We start from the raw sequence: 17,694 nt of genomic DNA, 5'->3' as shown, positions 1-17,694 counted from the left end.
GGGTGGCCGGGTGGGGGAGCCGGCGCCGCGATCGTTTCAGCTGTGCTGAAACAACCAACAAAGGAACAATTATGCCCGAACCCGTGATCGTCGATATCCCCCACAAGCTTGGTCGCGACGCGGCGCGGGCGCGGATTGCGGGCGGGGTGGGGAAGATCGGGTCGATGTTCCCCGGCGGCGGCACGGTGGACGAGCGGTGGGAAGGCGACACGTTGCACTTCACCGTCACCGCGTTGGGCCAGAGCGTCGCCAGTCGGCTGGAGATCCATGAAGCGCATGTCCATGCCGAGGTCGATCTGCCGCCGATGCTAGCGCTGTTCGCGGGCAAGATTCGCGAGAAGCTGCTGCACGAAGCGCCCAAGTTGTTGAAATAGGGAACCCGTTTCGGCGCTATGGATTTTTCCGGGCGAGGAGACCTGCGATGAACCGATCGCCCCGCCCATGGCCGATGATCGCCATCGCCCTGCTCGCCACTGGCGGGTTGGGCAGCTGTGCCGGTACGGTCGCAGCGCACTACACCGTCACCGGCATGCTTCCGCTCGCGCCGTCGGGCGGCGTGCCGGATTATCAGGCCGAAGTGCGCGCGAGCGAGGCTGTGGCTGAGGCTGGCACCGGCTGGGGCGAGGAGGCCGGCTATTCCGACCTGTCCTACGCCGCCTCCGACCTGTCCTACGCCGCCGCCGATTACTGAGCCGGAGCGCTGACCCGCCAGATCACGTTGCCGACATCGTCCGCGACCAGCAGCGCACCGGTGCGGTCCGCCGTCACGCCGACAGGACGCCCCTGTGCCTTGCCCTTGGCGTCGAGGAAGCCGGTGAGGACATCGACCGGCTTGGCATCGGGCACCGGGAGACCGCGCTCGCCAAACGGCACGAACACGACCTTGTAGCCCGAGGCGGGCACGCGGTTCCACGACCCGTGCAGGCCGACGAACGCGCCCTTGGCGAACGTGCTGCCGAGCTTCACATCGGTGGCGAAGGTCAGGCCGAGCGGCGCGGTATGCGGCCCCATCGAATAGCTCGGTCGCGCGCTGTATTCGCGCAGGTCGGGCCGCTCGGGCTGGACCCGCTTGTCGACGTAACCGCCCCAGTAATTCCACGGCCAGCCAAAGAATTGGCCGAGCGTCACCTGGGTCAGATAGTCGGGCGGGCCGTCGGAGCCGAGCATGTCGCGTTCGTTGACTACGGTCCACAGCCGCCCCGTTTCCGGATGCAGCGCAAGGCCGATCGGGTTGCGCAGCCCTGCGGCAAAGATGCGGAAACGCTTTGCCTGCGGATCGACCTCAAGGATCGTCGCGCGGTTCTTTTCGACGTCGAGACCCTTTTCGGCGATGTTCGATGCGGAGCCGACGCTGACCAGCAGCTTGCCCTCCGGCCCCGCGATCACGTCGCGGGTCCAGTGGTTGCCGCCGCCGGGCAGGTCGACGACCTTCTCGCCCTTGCCGGTGATCTTGGTCTCGCCCGGTTTGAACGGGAAGCGGATCAGGGCATTATGGTTGGCGACGTACAGCGTCTCGCCGACCAGCACCATGCCGAAGGGCGAATCGAGGCCGTTATCGGCGCTGAGCAGAACCGAGCGCGCTTCCACGACGCCATCGCCATTGGTGTCGCGAAGCAGGGTGATCCGGTTGGCAGACGCGCTGCCGGCACCGGCGCGGTTCATCAGCTTCTTCATCACCCAGTTGGTGATGCCGCCCTCCTCACGCGGCGGCGAGTTGCTTTCGGCGACCAGCACGTCGCCATTGGGCAGGCGGTAGAGCCAGCGCGGGTGATCAAGGCCGGTGGCAAAGGCGTTGACCGCCAGCCCCTTGGCCGCGACCGGCTTGGCGCCGGCGGGCCAGCCCACCGCATCTGCGATCTTCACGGTCGGGATCGTCTGTTCGCGCGGTGCGACCAATTTGGGCCGCACCCCGCTCGTGTCCGCAACGCTGAACTGCGCGACATCCGGGCGCGACAGGAACCAGTAGGTGCCGCCGCCAAGGGCGACGACAGCGGCGGTGGCGATCAGGAGTTTGCGGCGCAATGGTCAGTCCTCGGGTTCGACGAATTCTTCGGGCGGATGCAGGCGCAGGCGGCGGACGCGGGTGGCGTCGGCCTCCAGCACTTCGAGCGTCCAGCCGCTCGGATGTTTCAGGCACTCGCCCGCTTCGGGCACATGGCCGGCCAGGATGAAGGCGAGGCCGCCAAGCGTTTCGATATCCTCCTCAACCTCGCCCAACCGCGGGTCGATCGCCGCGGCGACATCCTCCAGCTCGGCGCGGGCGTCGGCATCCCAGCCACCATTGTCGAGCGGGACCCATAGCGCCTCCGGCGCGTCGTCATGCTCGTCGTCGATCTCGCCGACGATTTCCTCGACCAGATCCTCGATCGTGATCAGCCCCTCGGTCCCCGAATATTCGTCGAGCACGATTGCCAAGTGGGTGCGGCTCGCCTGCATCTGGGCGAGCAGGTCGAGCGTGCCCATCGATTGCGGGACATAGAGCGGCTGGCGCATCAGATCGGTGATCTTTGCAGGCGGCCCAGCCCCGGCGGCAAGGACGGCAAACACATCCTTGATGTGAATCATCCCGATGACGCGGTCGAGCTTCTCGCGATAGACCGGCAGGCGGCTGTGCCCTGCTTCGGCAAAGATCTGGACCAGTTCGGCAAAGCTGGTCGCTTCGTCGACGGCGATGATATCGGCGCGCGGCACGCCGACATCGCCCGCGTCGCGCTCGCCGAAATGAAGGAGGTTGCGGAGCATCTTGCGCTCCAGCGGGGAGAGGTCACCCTTGGCCGACTTGCGGTCCGTGCCCTCTTCGGCTGCGTCGATCGCGTCTTCGATGCGTTCGCGCAGGGTTTCATTCTGCTCTTCGCCGAAGAGCAAAGAGCGAAGGCCGCGCCATATTCCGCCTTCGCCACTACTGTCGCCGTTCCCGTTGCTACTGGGGCCGTCCGTCATCTTAGAGTTCAATCCTCGCATATCAGATAGGGGTCAGGGATCCCCAAGGTTGCAAGCGCGGCGCGCTCCATCGACTCCATCGCCTCGGCTTCGGAATCCCCCTGATGGTCGTAGCCTAGCAAATGCAGCACCCCGTGGACAATCAGGTGCGTTGCATGTTGCTCGACCGTGAAGCCCTTTTCCTCCGCCTCGCGCGCGCAGACACCATGGGCGAGGATGATGTCGCCCAGGAGCACCTCGCCATCGTCGCTATTCTGGGTCAGCGATTCGATCAGATCCGGCTCGATCATCGGAAAGGACAGGACGTTGGTCGGCTTGTCCTTTTGCCGGTATTGCGCGTTCAGCTGATGCACCTCGGCGTCGTCGGTCAGGCGCACCGCGACCTCGATCACCGCGTCGCTGGTGGCGAGATAGCCATAGGGGGTCTGCGCGACCGCGGCGGCGGCAGCCTTCGCGCCGATCGCGTCCCAGTCGTGGTCTGGCCAGCCGGGTTCGGTCTGGACGGCGACTTCAAGCATGCTCGTTCTCATACGCATCGACGATGCGGCCGACGATCGGGTGACGCACCACGTCGCCGATGCCGAAACGGACGAACGCCATGCCCTCGATCCCCTCCAGTTTGTTGACCGCGTCGTTAAGGCCGCTCGCCGACGGGCCGCCGGGCAGGTCGGTCTGCTTGGGGTCACCGCACACCACCATGCGGCTGTTCTGGCCGAAACGGGTGAGGAACATCTTCATCTGCATCGGCGTGGTATTCTGCGCCTCGTCGAGGATGACGAAGGCGTCGGCCAGGGTGCGGCCGCGCATAAAGGCGATCGGGGCGATCTCGATCTCGCCGCTCGCGATGCGCCGCTCGACCTGCTCAGCCGGCAGGCAATCATAGAGCGCGTCATAGAGCGGGCGCAGATACGGATCGACCTTGTCCTTCATGTCGCCGGGCAGGAAGCCGAGCCGTTCGCCCGCCTCGACTGCGGGGCGGGAGAGGATCAGGCGCTTGACCGATCCGGTAATGAGCTGCGCCACCGCCTGCGCCACCGCCAGATAGGTCTTGCCGGTTCCTGCCGGGCCGAGCGCGAAGATGATGTCGTTGGACACCAAGGCGCGCATATAGCTGGTCTGGGTCAGCGAGCGCGGGACAATCGTCTTGTTGCGCGTCCGGATCATGATCGGCGGCGCCGCGCCCTCGTCATTTTCCGCGCGGACGATGCCGGTCAGCATCGGTTCGGTCGCCATGGCGATGACCGCATCGATCAGGCCGGGGTCGATCGCCTCGCCGCGAATCACACGGCTGTGCAATTCGATCAGCACTTCGCGGGCATGCGCGACGGCCTCGGCGCTGCCCTCGATCACCACCCGCTGGCCACGGGCGTGGATATAGACGCCAAGCCGCTCCTCCAGCGCGAGGATGTTGCTGTCATATTCGCCGAACAATTGCGGGAGCAGCTGCGGGCGGTCGAAATTGACCTCGACGCGGGCACGCTGACCATGCTGGGCGGGGACTGGCTTGCGGCTCATGCGGTCCTTTCGCGGGCTAAAATGTCACGATGCTGCGCAGTTCTGGTCCGACAAAGCTGACGAAAATGCGCGTGTAAGGACGACAGCGGGCCATGATGGGCCGAACCGGTGTGCAGCGCGGAGGTTCCGTTTCGCATATCGTGGAGCGAGGATGGCAGAGCCGAGCCGCGTAGGACAGCGGAAATCCGTCCCCGATGCCGATTGGCAGGGGGTGACGCAGCCGGGCAACAGTGGCGCGTTCAGTCCGTGCCGAGCCAGGCGCGGCGAAAGGCCCGCTGCGCCTCTGTCGGCTCCCCGCCGGCCTTTTCCAGCGTGACGATCGCCAGCTTCGGGTCGGCGACCGGCGTGATCGTCGCGCTGGCCGGACCGGCGCGGGTGGCAAAGGTGATCGCGGCGGGCTGGCCCGGTTTGAGCGCGGCGAGCGCGGTGCGGAAGTCGGCGGGGGTGGCGATTCCCTTGCCGTCGAGCGCGGTGATGGTGTCGCCGCGCGTCAGGCCGGCGGCGTAAAGTGGACTGCCGGGGACCGGGATTTCGCCGAGGCTGACGGGCGTGTCGCCGCCGCCGTTGACATTGGTCGCCCCGATCCATGCGCGGCTCGCATCCGCCGGGCGCAGCACCAGCCCGGCCTGGGCCAGCAACGGCGCGAAATCGGGCAGGTCGCTGCCGCGGACATAAGCGTCGAAGAACTGCTTCGCGAAGGCCGGATCGCGGGTCAGTTCGGCAAGGCCCGCCTCCAGATCGGCGGGGGTATAGGGTTTGACCGGCGCGAAGCCCTGCTGCGCCTGACCATGCCGTTTCCAGAGATGGCGCATATAGGCGTCGAGATCGCTGCCGAAGCGCTGGCGCAGCGTCAGGTCGAGTGCGAGCGCGACGACTGCTCCATAGGGATAATAAGACGCGAAAATCCGCTCATTCACCGGGTCGATCGACGCGGCGGCATCGACGAACGGCGCGCGCAGGCTCATCTCCTGTGGCGAGCCGTAGCGGCGCGCCGAGTTGTTGACGATGAAGTCGAGCGTCCCGCCTAGGCTGGCGAGATAGGCGTCGAGCGGCATTTCACCCGCGCGGCGGATCGCCAGCGGGCCGTAATATTGCGTGAAGCCCTCGGCGAACCACAAGGACGGTGTCGGATCGGCCTGGGTGAAGTCGAACGGTTCCAACTCGGCCGGACGCAGCCGCTCGACATTCCAGGCGTGGATGAATTCGTGGCTCAGCGTGCCGAGCTGGGCGAACTTGCCTGCGGCCAGCGTGCGCGGCTGGCTGATGATCGTCGAGTTGCGATGCTCCATCCCGTCGCCGCTGATCTGCGGCACATAATCGGCGATGAAAGTGTAGGTGCCGAAATCGAAGTCGGGCGCGTTGCCGAAGATGCGAATCTGTTCGGCCACCACCTTCTTGGCCTTTTCCGCATAGGCGTCGACCGTTTCCGGCGTGTCGGCGCTGTGCACGGCGAGGCGGATCGTCTGGGTCTTGCCGCCCGAAGTGATCGTCCATTCGCGCAAATGATGGTCGGACAGCTCGGTCGGGCTGTCGAGCAGATATTGAAGATGCGGCGCCCAGAAGGTCGTGGCGCTGCCGCTGACCGGCGCGAGCTGGGTCGCGATCTTCCATTTGGGGTCGGCGGGGCGGAAGGTGACGCGGATCGACCGTTCGTCATAGCCCGCCGCCCAGATCAGCGTTGCGGGCATGTTGAGGTGCGCGTGGGTCTGGTCGATCTGGCTATAGGTGCCGTCGCCGCGGTCGCCGTACAGCGTGTAGGCAAAGGTGACGGTGCCGTCATGCCCGCTGACGCGCCAGCTGTACGGGTCGCTGCGGTCGATCCTGAGGTCGCGGCCCGCGCTGTCCTTGGCCGAGACCGAATAGACGTTCTTGGCGAATTCATGGATTGCGTAGCGGCCGGGGGAGGAGCGGGCCATGCGGAACTCGACCGCGCCGGGCTTGAGATCGCGATAGGTGACCGCGATCCGCGCCTCGCGCTGCGCGGCATTGTCGAAGCTGAGCTCATAGGAGACCGGCGCGTTCGGGCCGGGGTCCTTGGCCTGCTGTGCCAGTGCGGTGGTGGCGAGGAGGAACGGGGTGGCGAGCGCGAACAGGCGCGCGGTCGAGGTCAGGTTCATCGGCGGAACGTGGCGGAGTGGGCCGGGGCTGTCCAGATGGGGCGGCTAAGAGCTTGTCACCCCGGCCTTGTGCCGGGGTCCACGGTGCCGCGCTTCCGGCGATCGAGCCTCTTGCTCCGCGCCTCACCTCCCGGTGGACCCCGGCACAAGGCCGGGGTGACGATAAGGGTCAGACCGCCACCCCCGCCAGCGAGTTCGGGCCGGCGCTGTCGATCCGCACCTGCACCAGGTCGCCGATCGCCGCGTCGGTCATCAAATGGACCGATTGCAGCCAGGGTGATTTGCCGAGCAGCTGGCCGGGGTGGCGGCCGGCGCGTTCGATGAGGACGTCGCAGGTCTTGCCGACGCTGGCGGCGTTGAACGCGGCCTGATCGCGGTTGAGCGCGGCCTGCAGGCGCTGGAGGCGGTCGTCCATCACGTCTTCGGGAATCGCGCCGTCCATATCCGCCGCCGGGGTGCCGGGGCGGGGGCTATATTTGAAGCTGAAACACTGGGCATAGCCGACCGCGTCGACGAGGCTGAGCGTATCGCGGAACTCCTGTTCGGTCTCGCCGGGGAAGCCGACGATGAAGTCGCCCGACAGCGCGATGTCCGGCCGGGCGGCGCGGACGCGGTCGAGGATCGCCAAGTACGAATCGCGGCTGTGGCTGCGGTTCATCGCTTTCAGAATGCGGTCATTGCCTGCCTGCACCGGCAAATGGAGGAAGGGCATCAGCTTTTCGACCTCCGCATGCGCGCGGATCAGGCCTTCCTTCATGTCGTTGGGATGGCTGGTGGTATAGCGGATGCGCGCCAGCCCATCGATCTTGTCGAGCGCGGCGATCAGGCCGTGCAGGCCGTGCAGGCCGGTGCCCTCGGCATCGTCCCACGCATTGACGTTCTGGCCGAGCAGGGTGATCTCGCGCGCGCCAGCGTCGACCAGCGATTTGGCTTCGTCGACGATCGCGGCGAACGGCCGGCTGACCTCGGCACCGCGCGTGTAGGGGACGACGCAATAGGTGCAGAATTTGTCGCACCCTTCCTGCACTGTCAGGAACGCGGTCGGGCCGGTCTTGCGGCGGGCGGGGAGCGCGCCGAACTTGGCGATGGCGGGCATGTCGGTGTCGATCGCGCGGCCCTGCGCCGATGCCTGGGCGACGAGGTCGGGCAGGTTGTGGTAAGCCTGTGGCCCGACGACGATGTCGACCTTGGCGCGGTTCGCAATCTCCTCCCCCTCGGCCTGCGCGACGCAGCCGGCGACGGCGATCATCGGATTGGCGCGGTCGGCAAGGCGGGCGTTTTTCCGCAACCGGCCGATGTCCGAATAGACTTTCTCGGTCGCCTTTTCGCGGATGTGACAGGTGTTGAGGACGACCAGATCGGCGCTGTCGGCATCCGCAGCGGCGGTCATGCCTTGCGCCGCCATCAGCTCGGCCATGCGCTCGCCGTCATAGACGTTCATCTGACAGCCGAAGGATTTGACGTGATAGGTCTTGGGGGTGGAGGTCATGGCGCGGGCCTATAGTGGATTGGCGGGGGCCGCGAAACCGCCTCTGGCGTTCCGCCCGCGCTGCCAATAGATAGCCGCCCCAAATGGCACGGATCGAAACCCCCCGCCGCGTGCGTGGCACGCAGGACATCTTTGGCGACGAACAGCGCCGCTTCGCCCGTGTGGTCGAGGCGTTCGAACATGTGCGGCGGCTCTATTGCTTCCAACAGGTGCAGGTGCCGGTGTTCGAATCCACCGCGGTGTTCGCGCGCTCGATGGGCGAGACGTCGGATGTGGTGTCGAAGGAAATGTACACCTTCCCCGATCGTGGCGACGAGCTGCTGACGCTGCGGCCGGAGTTCACTGCGGGAATCTGCCGCGCGTACATTACCGAGGGGTGGCAGCAATATGCGCCGCTCAAGCTGACCACGCATGGCCCGGTGTTCCGCTACGAACGCCCGCAAAAGGGGCGGTATCGCCAGTTCCACCAGATCGACGCCGAGATCATCGGCGCTGCGGAACCGCAGGCCGATGTCGAGCTGCTGACGATGGCCGACCAGCTGCTCAAGGAGCTGGGAATCGCCGAGGGCGTGACGCTGCAGCTCAACACGCTAGGCGATGCGGAAACGCGTGAGGCGTGGCGCGCGGCGCTGGTCGCGCATTTCGAGGCGCATCGTGGCGAGTTGAGCGAGGACAGCCTGACTCGGCTCGAGAAGAATCCGATGCGGATTCTCGATTCGAAAGACCCGCGCGACCGGCCGATTGCGGATTCGGCGCCGGATATCGATGCCTATCTGACCGATGAAGCGCGGGCGTTTTTCGACGCGGTGACCAGCGGGCTGGACGCGGCGGGCGTCGCGTGGACGCGCAATGCGCGGCTGGTGCGCGGGCTCGACTATTACCGGCACACCGCGTTCGAGTTTGTCACCGACCGACTGGGTGCGCAGGGCACGGTGCTGGCCGGCGGGCGCTATGACGGACTGATCGGTAATCTGGGCGGGCCGGAGACGCCGGGCGTGGGCTGGGCCGCCGGGATCGAGCGGTTGGGGATGTTGCTGGCGGAGCCGGGAGTTCAGACTCCACTCATCACGGTCATTCCCGTCGGAGCCGACGCCGAACAGCTTTGCACCGCGTTGGTGGCGCGCTTCCGGCGTGGCGGCCAGATTTGCGACATGGCGTTTCGGGGCAATCTCAAGAAGCGGATGCAGCGCGCTGACGCGGCTGGAACGCGTTTCGCCGTCATCGTGGGTGAGGATGAACTGGCCGCTGAAGAACTCGTCGTGCGCAGCCTTCGCACCGGGACACAGGTGAAACGTAAGCTGAGTGACCTCAAAGCCGCCGAGGGTAAGACGGGGTGGGATTATCTGCGCGTTTTGGCAGGCGGTCTTGACGGCATCGGTCGCACCCCATGACCCGCATCTCCCCCGAGCGGATCGCGCAGATCGAGGCGCGGCGGGATGAGCTGTCGGCGATGATGGCGACCGGCGACCTGCCGTCGGACCGATTCGTCGCGGTGTCCAAGGAATATGCCGAGCTGGAGCCGGTCGCGGCGGCGGCGGGTGAGGTGCGGCGGCTGCGCGCCGAGGCGGTGAGCCTGGCGGCGATGACGCGCGACGCCGATGCCGAGCTGCGCGCGATGGCGGGCGAGGAATTGCGCGCGAACGAGGCGGCGCTGGCGCAGGCCGACCACGCCCTCGCGCTGGCGCTGTTGCCGCGCGACGCGGCGGACGAGCGCGCGGCGATGCTGGAAATCCGCGCCGGGACCGGCGGGGACGAAGCGGGGCTGTTCGCTGGCGACCTGCTGCGCATGTACACCCGCTATGCCGAGCGGCAGGGGTGGAAGGTCGAGCTGATCTCCGCCAGCACGTCCGAAGCCGGGGGTTACAAGGAAGTCGTCGCCAGCGTCGCGGGCAAGGGCGTGTTCGCCAAGCTGAAGTTCGAAAGCGGCGTGCACCGCGTCCAGCGCGTGCCGGTGACCGAGAGCGGCGGGCGCATCCACACCAGCGCCGCGACCGTCGCGGTGCTGCCCGAAGCCGAAGAGGTCGATGTCGAAATCCGCAACGAGGATCTGCGCATCGATATCTATCGCGCGAGCGGCGCGGGCGGGCAGCACGTCAACACGACCGATTCGGCGGTGCGGTTGACGCATGTTCCGACGGGCCTTGTCGTCATCCAGCAGGACCAGCGCAGCCAGCACAAGAACCGCGACAAGGCGATGCAGGTGCTGCGCACGCGGCTGTACGAGCTGGAGCGCGAGCGGCTGGCGAGCGAGCGATCGGGCGCGCGCAAGTCGATGGTCGGATCGGGCGACCGGTCGGAGCGGATTCGCACGTACAACTTCCCGCAGGGGCGGGTGACCGACCATCGGATCAATTTGACGCTGCACCGCCTGCCCGAGATTCTCGAGGGCGAGATGGACGAACTGATCGGCGCGCTGGTGTCCGAGGATGAGGCGGAGCGGCTGGCGGCGCTGGATTCGTGAATGAGGCACGGCCCGACCTGAGCGTCGCGCTTGAGGCGTATCTTGGGTATCGCGTGCATCCCTGGCCCGGAAATCACTGGGATGCGGTCGTCGCGGCGCTTGGGCTGGTGCGGGCGCAGGAGATCGAAGTGCCGATGCTTTGTGTGTTGGCCGAGCTAGATGCGATAAAGCCCGATTGGCGGCGGCATTCGCTGGATCAGGCATCGGAGGCGGCAACGCGCGCGATCAGAGCGCGATATGCTGATGTCGATGAGCGTGCCGGGAAGGTGCTGTTTTGGGCCTATGGCCATGGCTATAAATGAGCGGCTTTTCAAAACCCGTCACCCCGGCCTTGTGCCGGGGTCCACGGTGCCGCGCTTCCGACGTTCGAGCCCCTTGCTTCGCGCCTCGACGTTCGGTGGACCCTGGAACAAGTCCGGGGTGACGAGGGTGGTGAGGTGAGCGCGGAGACTGTCCGCGTGGCGATTGCCGATGCGGCTGCGCGCATTGCATCGGCGACCCCGCGGCTCGATGCCGAGTTGCTGATGGCGCATGCCCTGGGGGTTTCGCATCAGGATTTGCTGCTGAAGCATCTGGGCGACCCCGCTCCGGCCAGCTTCGACGCGTTGGTCGCGCGCCGCACGAACCACGAGCCGGTCGCGTACATCATGGGATCGCGGGGGTTCTGGAGCGTCGAGATCGGCGTCGGTCCCGGCGTGCTGGTGCCGCGTGCCGACAGCGAGACGCTGATCGAGGCGGCGGTGGCGCATTTCCCGGATCGCGATACGCCGCTTCGTGTGCTGGACCTGGGGACCGGGCCGGGGACGTTGTTGCTGGCGGCGCTGGCGGAGTGGCCGCAAGCGCATGGCCTTGGCGTGGATGCCTCAGAAGCAGCGCTGGCCTATGCCCGGCGCAATGCCGCGACGCTGGAGATGGCCGACAGGGCGGTATTCAAACCTGGCGACTGGGCGACCGGCCTCGCCGGCCAGTTCGACCTGATCCTGTGTAACCCGCCCTATATCGGCATCGCCGAGGAGCTCGGTCCGGAGGTGCGCGACCATGAGCCGCCCGCTGCGCTGTACGCCGGAGCCGACGGCCTCGACGATTACCGCCGCATCATTCCCGACCTGCCCCGGTTGCTCGCGCCGGGCGGCATCGCGGTGCTGGAGATCGGCTGGACGCAGGGCGAAGCCGTGTCGGCGCTGATGCGTGGTGCGGGGCTCGATCCGGTGCTTCACCACGATCTGGGTGGGCGCCCGCGCGCGATCGCGGCAAAAATGCCGCGAAGTTGAACTATCGGTGCGTCGCACCAATATAAGGCTTGGAGATTATTGCCGCGCGGGCTAAGGATGAGCCCGGGGCAGGCACCAGCAACCTAAATCGTTGAAAAGGTTAGCCGACCCAAATCAAGGCATGCGCGCTGCTGATTGTCCGGCAGCCATGCGGGAGCCGTTTCGGTCCGATGGACCGTGACGGCGTGCGGTGTAACACGCATCCGGGATCGCTGTTTGACCGATGGCGGATTGAGTAAGGACAGGACACACAGACGTTGATCAACAATCGTCAGGCGAACAACGGTCGCCGTCGCGGCCGTGGTGGCCAGCGCCAGCAGGGCGGCGGCAACAACCCCAATTCGGGCAACCGCATCGACAATCGCGCACGCGGCAATGCCGCGCAGCTGCTTGAGAAATACAAGAACCTGGCTCGCGACGCGCAAATGGCGGGCGACCGGGTGAATACCGAATATTACCTTCAGTTTGCCGATCATTATTTCCGCGTACTGGCCGAGACGCGCTCGCGCTTCGAGGATCAGAATCCGCAACAGCGCCGCCAGCGCGACGAGTTCGACGGCGACGAGGACGAGTTCGACGGCGAGGACGGCAATCGCGGCCAGGACGGCGACTTTGCCGACGAGGGCGACGAGCAGTCCGATCGTCCGGCCCGCAATGAGCGTGCCGAGCGCGGGGAGCGGAACGACCGCCGCCCCAGCCGCGACCGCGATCAGGCTCCGCGTGAGCATGCGCCCCGCGATCAGGCCCCCCGCGATAACGCACCGCGTGATCGTGACGGACGCGACCGCGACGGCCGCAACCGTGACCGCGATGCGCGCCGTGAGCGTCAGCCGCGTGGCGTTGAGGGCGAAGCGGCGCCGGTCGCTGCGAACGAGGACGAAGCACCGGCCGAGGATGGTCGCCGCGCGCGCCGTGGGCGTCCGCGCCGTGACGAAGCGAGCAGCGATTCGGGCCATGGTGCCGAAATCGCCGCAGTGCTTCCCCCCGCGCTGGGCGTCGAGGGCGAGGTGGTCGAGGTCAAGCCGCGCCGCCGCCGCGTGAAGAAGGACGAGGGCGAACCGGCCGCAGCCGAATAAGCGCGGTTCGCTTCGACGAAAAACAAAGGCCGGTCCGTGACTTACGGATCGGCCTTTTCGTTTTCACCGGCCTTGACCGTTGACATCCCGCGCCCGTTGACGATGGTGCCGCAACCAGATCGAAAGGGGATGCGATGCGGCGGATCACGTTGGCGCTTGCGGCCGGAGCCGCACTTTCCGGAACGATGCTGGCGATGCCCGCCTTTGCGCAAACCGCGCAAGGTGACGTCGCGGTCACCATCTACAACAACAATCTGGCGCTGGTGCAGGACAAGCGCGAGCTGCGCCTGCCTGCGGGCAAGTCGAAGCAGGATTTCCCCGATGTGTCGGCGCAGATCCGACCGGAGACGGTGACGATCGGTGCGCCCGGCGCGACGATCGTCGAGCAGAATTTCGACTTCGACCTGCTGACCCCCGAAGCGCTGATGGAAAAGGCGGTCGGCCAGACCGTCACCGTGGTGCGCGGCGGGCAGAGCCTGCCGGCCAAGGTGCTCGCCTATAATGACGGCACCGTGGTCGAGATCGGCGGGCGGATCGAGGTGCTGGGCAAGGACGACCGGGTGATCTTCCCGTCGCTGCCCCCCAGCTTGCGCGCGCGGCCGACGCTGTCGGTGACACTCGACGCCGATGCGGCGGGCGCGCGGCCAGTGACGCTCAGCTACCTGACCTATGGGATGGGCTGGAAGTCCGACTATGTCGCGCTGTTCGATGAAAAGGCGGGCAAGATCGACGTTCAGGGCTGGCTGACGCTGACCAACAATAGCGGCGTCACCTATAGCAATGCCAACACGCTGCTGGTCGCCGGTGCAGTCGGCGGCGGCGGGCGCGGCATGGGGTCGGTGATGGTGCCGGGCACCGAGACTGCGGGCCGTGAGCGGATCGGCGACTTCTATGTCTATCCGATCCCGGGCCGCACCACGATCGCCCAGCGCCAGCAAAAGCAGGTCAGCTTCCTCGATGTCGCGGGTGCGCCGGCGGCAAAGGCCTATGCCTATCGCAACCCTTGGCTCGGGCGGCAGGATCAGGCGCGCAGCGTCGACACGGTGCTGCGCTTCTCGTCCTCGAAGGAAGGCGGGCTGGGCGACGCGCTGCCCGCCGGAACGGTGCGCATCTATATGCGCGACGCGCGCGGTGCGCCGCAGTTCATCGGCGAGAATGCGATCCCGCACACCCCGATGGGATCACGGCTGGCGATCAAGACCGGCGAGGCGTTCGACGTGAAGGTCAAGTCGGTGGTCCAGACGCGCGAGCGTGCCGGGTCGAACAAGTGGCGCACGACGATGGTCTATACGCTGACCAACGCGCGGCCTGATGCGGTCGTTGTCGAACTGTCGCAGGGCGGACTCGACAGCTGGTGGAAAGATACGAAAATCCTGAACGAGACGCAGGTGAGCGAACGGATCAACGCCGATGAGGCGCTGTGGAAGGTGAGCGTGCCCGCCAATGGCGAGGCGACGCTGACCGCGACCTTCGAAACGCGTTATTGAGTCGCGGCCGGTGCGGCTGCCCGCTCTGCTGTTGATCGCGACCGCGCTTGCCGGGACAGGCGGGGCGTGGGCGCAGAGCGTGCAGACTTCCGCCGGACCCGATGCGGTCGGCGTCACCATCTATCGCGCGCCGAATCGCGGCGCTGATGTGAAGATCGATCTGGGCTGGCTTGGCGGCTATGCGCTGATTACCGAGACGCGGACCGTGACGATCCCTGCCGGGCGCGCGGTAATCCGGTTTGAGGGAGTGGCGTCCGGCATCTTGCCCGAAAGCGCGATCGTCACCGGCCTGCCCGCCGGGGTGCGTGAGAAAAATCTCGACGGCGATCTGCTCTCGGCCGCCAGCCTCTATCGCCGCGGCTTTGCCCGGCCGGTGATGCTGCGCCGGACCCGCGATGGCAAGACCGTCCAGGAGCGGGCGATCATCCGCTCCGGCCCGGCCGGCGCGGCGATCGTCGAGACCGAGCGCGGGATCGAGGTGCTGAACTGCGGACCGACCGAGGATGCCATCGCCTATGACGGCGTGCCCGAGGGGTTGTCGGCCAAGCCGACGTTGTCGGTCGAGACCGACTCGCCGCAGGGTGGGACCGCGACAATCACGTTGTCCTACCTCGCTTGGGGGTTTGACTGGCAGGCCAACTATGTTGCGACGTTGCGCGACGGTGGGGGCACGGCCGCCGGGTTGCGCACGGCGGACCTCTTCGCCTGGGTGACGCTGGCAAGTACCGACATGACCAGCTTTGTCGATGCCGAGACGATGGTCGTGGCGGGCAAGATCAACCGCACGACCGGGCGCACGCGCAATCCGTTCGAGACGGTCGAGAGCTTCGAGTTCCAATGCTATCTGCCTGAAGGAGGAGGCGGAATCCCGCCGCCCCCACCGCCCCCACCCCCTGCGCCACCACCGCCGCCCGTGGCGATGGCCGCGCCGATGGCGCGTGAGGAAATCGTCGTGACGGGCGCGCGGGTGCGAATGGCGGTTCAGGAAAATCTGGGGGACCTCAAGGCCTATCGCATCCCCGACCGCACGACCGTCGCGGGCAAGGCGCAGAAGCAGGTGGCGATGCTGGCCAAGGACGCGGTGCCGGTGCGCATCGTCTACGCGTCCGACATCGGATTCGGCGGTGCCGAGCAGCCGCAAATCATGCTGCGGGCGCAGAACAAGGAGAGCGACGGGCTGGGCCTGCCGCTTCCCGCGGGGCCGGTCGCGCTGTTCGAGCGGCAGGGCGAGCGGTCGCTGTTGATCGACGAATCGAGCACCGACGACAAAGCGGTGGGTGAGGAGGTCGAGGTCAAATTCCCCGCGACCGCCAGTGTTACGCTTGAGCTAAAGCAGCAACAGCCCAAGCCGCGGCTTTATGCGTTCGAGCTGATCGTGCGCAACGCCAACCCTTTCCCGGTGCAGTTCGAAGGCGAATTCGACATCGACCCGCCATTGATGCGCGGGTCGAGCGTGAAGCTGGGCAAGAAGGATGGCCGCAATCTGTGGGCGGTGACAGTGCCCGCGAATGGATCGCGGACCCTCACCTATAAGGTCCAGCTGCCCCCGCCGCAGCGGCGTTAGTCCCGCTTACGCTCCGTCGCGTCGCGCGAGCGTTCGTCATGGCCGGTGCCGGAGCTGAGGAACACCAGCCCCATCAGCGCCCCGCCGAGCAGGATCGACAGCCCCACCCCGATCGCCATCGCGATCGACGCGTGCAGCTGGAACTCCCCAATGGCGATATAGAGTGCGACCACCGCGACGATCGCGGAGGTCAGCGACAGCACCGCGACAAAGCCGAAAATGCGGCGGTAGCGGTGCCAGGCGAGGCGGGCATAATCGGGATTGTCGAGGTTCGGTTCCATACCCTTTCATTTGGGGACGAAACGTGGGAGTCTCAACCGCCTAACGAGATGAAGGAGACTGGCGATGACTATCGCAGCAATCCTCGGCACCAAGGGGCGGGATGTCACAACCATCGGCGGCGACGCGACCGTGCGTGAGGCGGTTGCCCTGCTCGCCGAAAAGCGCATCGGCGCGGTGCCGGTTGTCGAAGGCGGTGTGGTGGCCGGCATCTTTTCCGAACGCGATGTGATTCACTGTCTGAAGCGCGATGGGCCGGCGGCGCTGGATACGTCGGTGCGGATGGTGATGACGGCCCCGGCGATCACAGTGACGCGCGACGAATCGGTGCTGGGTGCCCTCTCGCTGATGACTGCCCGGCGAATCCGGCATCTTCCGGTGGTGGAGGGCGGTGCGCTGCTCGGCTTCGTATCGATCGGCGATCTGGTCAAATACCGGATCGAGAAGATCGAGGCCGAGGCAGAGCAGATGCGGGCCTATATCCAGACGGCGTGATGCCGTTTGGGATTGCGGTGCCGGCACCGTGTCAGCGTAGCTGTCCAAGCTATCTGCGAATCATCGCGATCGCATCCTCGACCGTCGCGCGCGCGAAGAGCCATAGCCATGCGCCATAGATCACTGCCCCGGCTCCGGTGAGCAGCAGCAGATGGGGCAGGGGTGCGAGCGGCGGGAGCAGCCGGTCGATCAGCGCGACAACCAGTGCCATTCCGACCGCAGCCGAGATCGGCGGGAGGATCGCGCCGAACCACGCGCCCCACCCCAAGCCGATGGCGGGCAAACTGCGCGATGCGGTGAACAGCAGGAACACCGGCCACACCGCGATCCATGACCAGGCGAGGCCGGTCACCCCCCATTTGACCCCGATCAGAAATGCGACCGGGAGCAGCAGCGCGCCGATCGCGGCGATCTGTGCGCCCAGGCCGGGGCGGCCGCGCGCATCGGTCGCCGGGGCGAACAACACCTGCAGTGTCATCAGCGGCATGGCGAGCGCGAGCAGCTGGACGATCGGCGCGGCCTCGATCCATTTCTCGCCGAGTGCGACATGGACCAGCGGATCGGCGGTGACGGCGAGTCCGAGATAGAAGGGCATGGCGACGACCATGATGAGTCGCACCGACCGCGCAAAGGCGGTCGCGCTGCCCGCTGCATCATCCTGCATCCGCGCATAGGCGGAGAAGGCGACCTCGTTCAGCGCCGGGATGAACTTCTGGACCAGGATCTGGGTGAGGAACAGGCTGGTAGTATAGATGCCCAGCCAGTGCGGGTCGAAACTCCGCCCCGCGATGAACACGTCCGACTGGCTCTGCACGAACCAGAAGAATTGGCCCGTCGCGATCAGCCCGCCGAATCGCGCCATGTCGCCGGCGCCGCGAAAATCGAAGCTGGGCCACATCAGGGACCCGGCGGCCCAGGTCATGCCGATCGCGCGCGTTCCAAACAGCACGATCGGCGCAAGCACCAATGTCCACACCCCCAGCCCAGCGTAAGCACCCGT

Annotated in this window: 18 protein-coding genes (1 of these 18 only partly in view); 10 read left to right on the top strand and 8 right to left on the bottom strand. The window is 66.6% G+C overall.

All coding sequences use genetic code 11. The features are described from left to right. Nucleotides 1-71 precede the first annotated feature (71 nt). Together ACRYLO_RS13940 and ACRYLO_RS13935 are read left to right on the top strand one after the other, a co-directional pair. Nucleotides 72-374, top strand: coding sequence for a polyhydroxyalkanoic acid system family protein (locus ACRYLO_RS13940; RefSeq protein ID WP_482660710.1), 303 nt, complete (start codon nt 72-74; stop codon nt 372-374). Nucleotides 375-421: 47 nt separating this feature from the next. Further along, complete coding sequence (locus ACRYLO_RS13935; RefSeq protein ID WP_482660709.1) at nt 422-691, top strand: hypothetical protein; 270 nt, start codon at nt 422-424, stop codon at nt 689-691. On the opposite strand, the gene ACRYLO_RS13930 is transcribed toward ACRYLO_RS13935, so the two are convergent. From ACRYLO_RS13930 to miaB, 6 genes are all read right to left on the bottom strand, one after another. After that, nucleotides 685-2,022: a PQQ-dependent sugar dehydrogenase gene (locus ACRYLO_RS13930; RefSeq protein WP_482660708.1), complete on the bottom strand. Its 1,338-nt coding sequence runs from the start codon at nt 2,020-2,022 to the stop codon at nt 685-687. The genes ACRYLO_RS13935 and ACRYLO_RS13930 overlap by 7 nt on opposite strands. A gap of 3 nt (nt 2,023-2,025) precedes the next feature. Continuing rightward, nucleotides 2,026-2,940 (bottom strand): hemolysin family protein, encoded by a 915-nt coding sequence (locus ACRYLO_RS13925; protein ID WP_482660707.1) that lies wholly within the window; start codon nt 2,938-2,940, stop codon nt 2,026-2,028. 8 nt (nt 2,941-2,948) lie between these two features. Then, a complete protein-coding gene (gene ybeY, locus ACRYLO_RS13920) occupies nt 2,949-3,458 on the bottom strand; it encodes an rRNA maturation RNase YbeY (protein WP_482660706.1) in 510 nt (169 codons plus the stop codon). Continuing rightward, nucleotides 3,451-4,455, bottom strand: coding sequence for a PhoH family protein (locus tag ACRYLO_RS13915; protein ID WP_482660705.1), 1,005 nt, complete (start codon nt 4,453-4,455; stop codon nt 3,451-3,453). The genes ybeY and ACRYLO_RS13915 overlap by 8 nt, the downstream gene beginning before the upstream one ends. 239 nt (nt 4,456-4,694) lie before the next feature. After that, the gene (locus tag ACRYLO_RS13910) at nt 4,695-6,572 is read right to left on the bottom strand and encodes a M61 family metallopeptidase (RefSeq protein WP_482660704.1); all 1,878 of its coding nucleotides are present in this window, start codon (nt 6,570-6,572) and stop codon (nt 4,695-4,697) included. Nucleotides 6,573-6,741: 169 nt separating this feature from the next. Beyond that, the gene (miaB, locus tag ACRYLO_RS13905; RefSeq protein ID WP_482660703.1) at nt 6,742-8,061 is read right to left on the bottom strand and encodes a tRNA (N6-isopentenyl adenosine(37)-C2)-methylthiotransferase MiaB; all 1,320 of its coding nucleotides are present in this window, start codon (nt 8,059-8,061) and stop codon (nt 6,742-6,744) included. 83 nt (nt 8,062-8,144) lie between these two features. Here miaB and hisS point away from each other — a divergent pair, with 83 nt between their 5' ends. From hisS to ACRYLO_RS13870, 7 genes are all read left to right on the top strand, one after another. Further along, nucleotides 8,145-9,452: a histidine--tRNA ligase gene (gene hisS / locus ACRYLO_RS13900; protein WP_482660702.1), complete on the top strand. Its 1,308-nt coding sequence runs from the start codon at nt 8,145-8,147 to the stop codon at nt 9,450-9,452. Continuing rightward, entirely contained in the window at nt 9,449-10,522 is a 1,074-nt protein-coding gene (prfA, locus tag ACRYLO_RS13895; protein ID WP_482660701.1) for a peptide chain release factor 1, read from the top strand. The genes hisS and prfA overlap by 4 nt, the downstream gene beginning before the upstream one ends. Beyond that, entirely contained in the window at nt 10,519-10,824 is a 306-nt protein-coding gene (locus ACRYLO_RS13890) for a hypothetical protein (protein ID WP_482660700.1), read from the top strand. Before prfA ends, ACRYLO_RS13890 begins: the two co-directional genes overlap by 4 nt. Before the next feature lie 135 nt (nt 10,825-10,959). After that, on the top strand, nt 10,960-11,793 hold the full coding sequence (gene prmC, locus ACRYLO_RS13885; RefSeq protein ID WP_482660699.1) for a peptide chain release factor N(5)-glutamine methyltransferase: 834 nt from the start codon (nt 10,960-10,962) through the stop codon (nt 11,791-11,793). Between the two features lie 257 nt (nt 11,794-12,050). After that, nucleotides 12,051-12,869 carry a DUF4167 domain-containing protein gene (locus ACRYLO_RS13880; RefSeq protein WP_482660698.1) on the top strand — a complete coding sequence of 273 codons (819 nt, stop codon included), beginning with the start codon at nt 12,051-12,053 and terminating at the stop codon, nt 12,867-12,869. A 134-nt stretch (nt 12,870-13,003) separates the two neighbouring features. Beyond that, a complete protein-coding gene (locus ACRYLO_RS13875; RefSeq protein WP_482660697.1) occupies nt 13,004-14,356 on the top strand; it encodes a DUF4139 domain-containing protein in 1,353 nt (450 codons plus the stop codon). A gap of 31 nt (nt 14,357-14,387) precedes the next feature. After that, nucleotides 14,388-15,920, top strand: a complete 1,533-nt coding sequence (locus ACRYLO_RS13870; RefSeq protein WP_482660696.1) for a DUF4139 domain-containing protein — start codon at nt 14,388-14,390, stop codon at nt 15,918-15,920. Here ACRYLO_RS13870 and ACRYLO_RS13865 read toward each other — a convergent pair. Continuing rightward, nucleotides 15,917-16,201: a hypothetical protein gene (locus ACRYLO_RS13865; RefSeq protein ID WP_482660695.1), complete on the bottom strand. Its 285-nt coding sequence runs from the start codon at nt 16,199-16,201 to the stop codon at nt 15,917-15,919. The two genes, ACRYLO_RS13870 and ACRYLO_RS13865, sit on opposite strands and share 4 nt — an antisense overlap. A 64-nt stretch (nt 16,202-16,265) precedes the next feature. Here ACRYLO_RS13865 and ACRYLO_RS13860 point away from each other — a divergent pair, with 64 nt between their 5' ends. Next, entirely contained in the window at nt 16,266-16,694 is a 429-nt protein-coding gene (locus ACRYLO_RS13860; RefSeq protein ID WP_294018280.1) for a CBS domain-containing protein, read from the top strand. Nucleotides 16,695-16,743: 49 nt separating this feature from the next. Here ACRYLO_RS13860 and ACRYLO_RS13855 read toward each other — a convergent pair whose 3' ends face one another. After that, nucleotides 16,744-17,694, bottom strand: partial view of a lipopolysaccharide biosynthesis protein gene (locus tag ACRYLO_RS13855; RefSeq protein ID WP_482660694.1) — the 3' portion only. 519 nt of this gene lie beyond the right edge of the window; only the last 951 of its 1,470 coding nucleotides appear in the window; its start codon lies off the right edge, out of view; it ends in the stop codon at nt 16,744-16,746.

The sequence above is a fragment of the Sphingomonas sp. SDUR79 genome (assembly GCF_056821745.1).
This window is presented reverse-complemented; position numbering and strand designations above follow the sequence as displayed.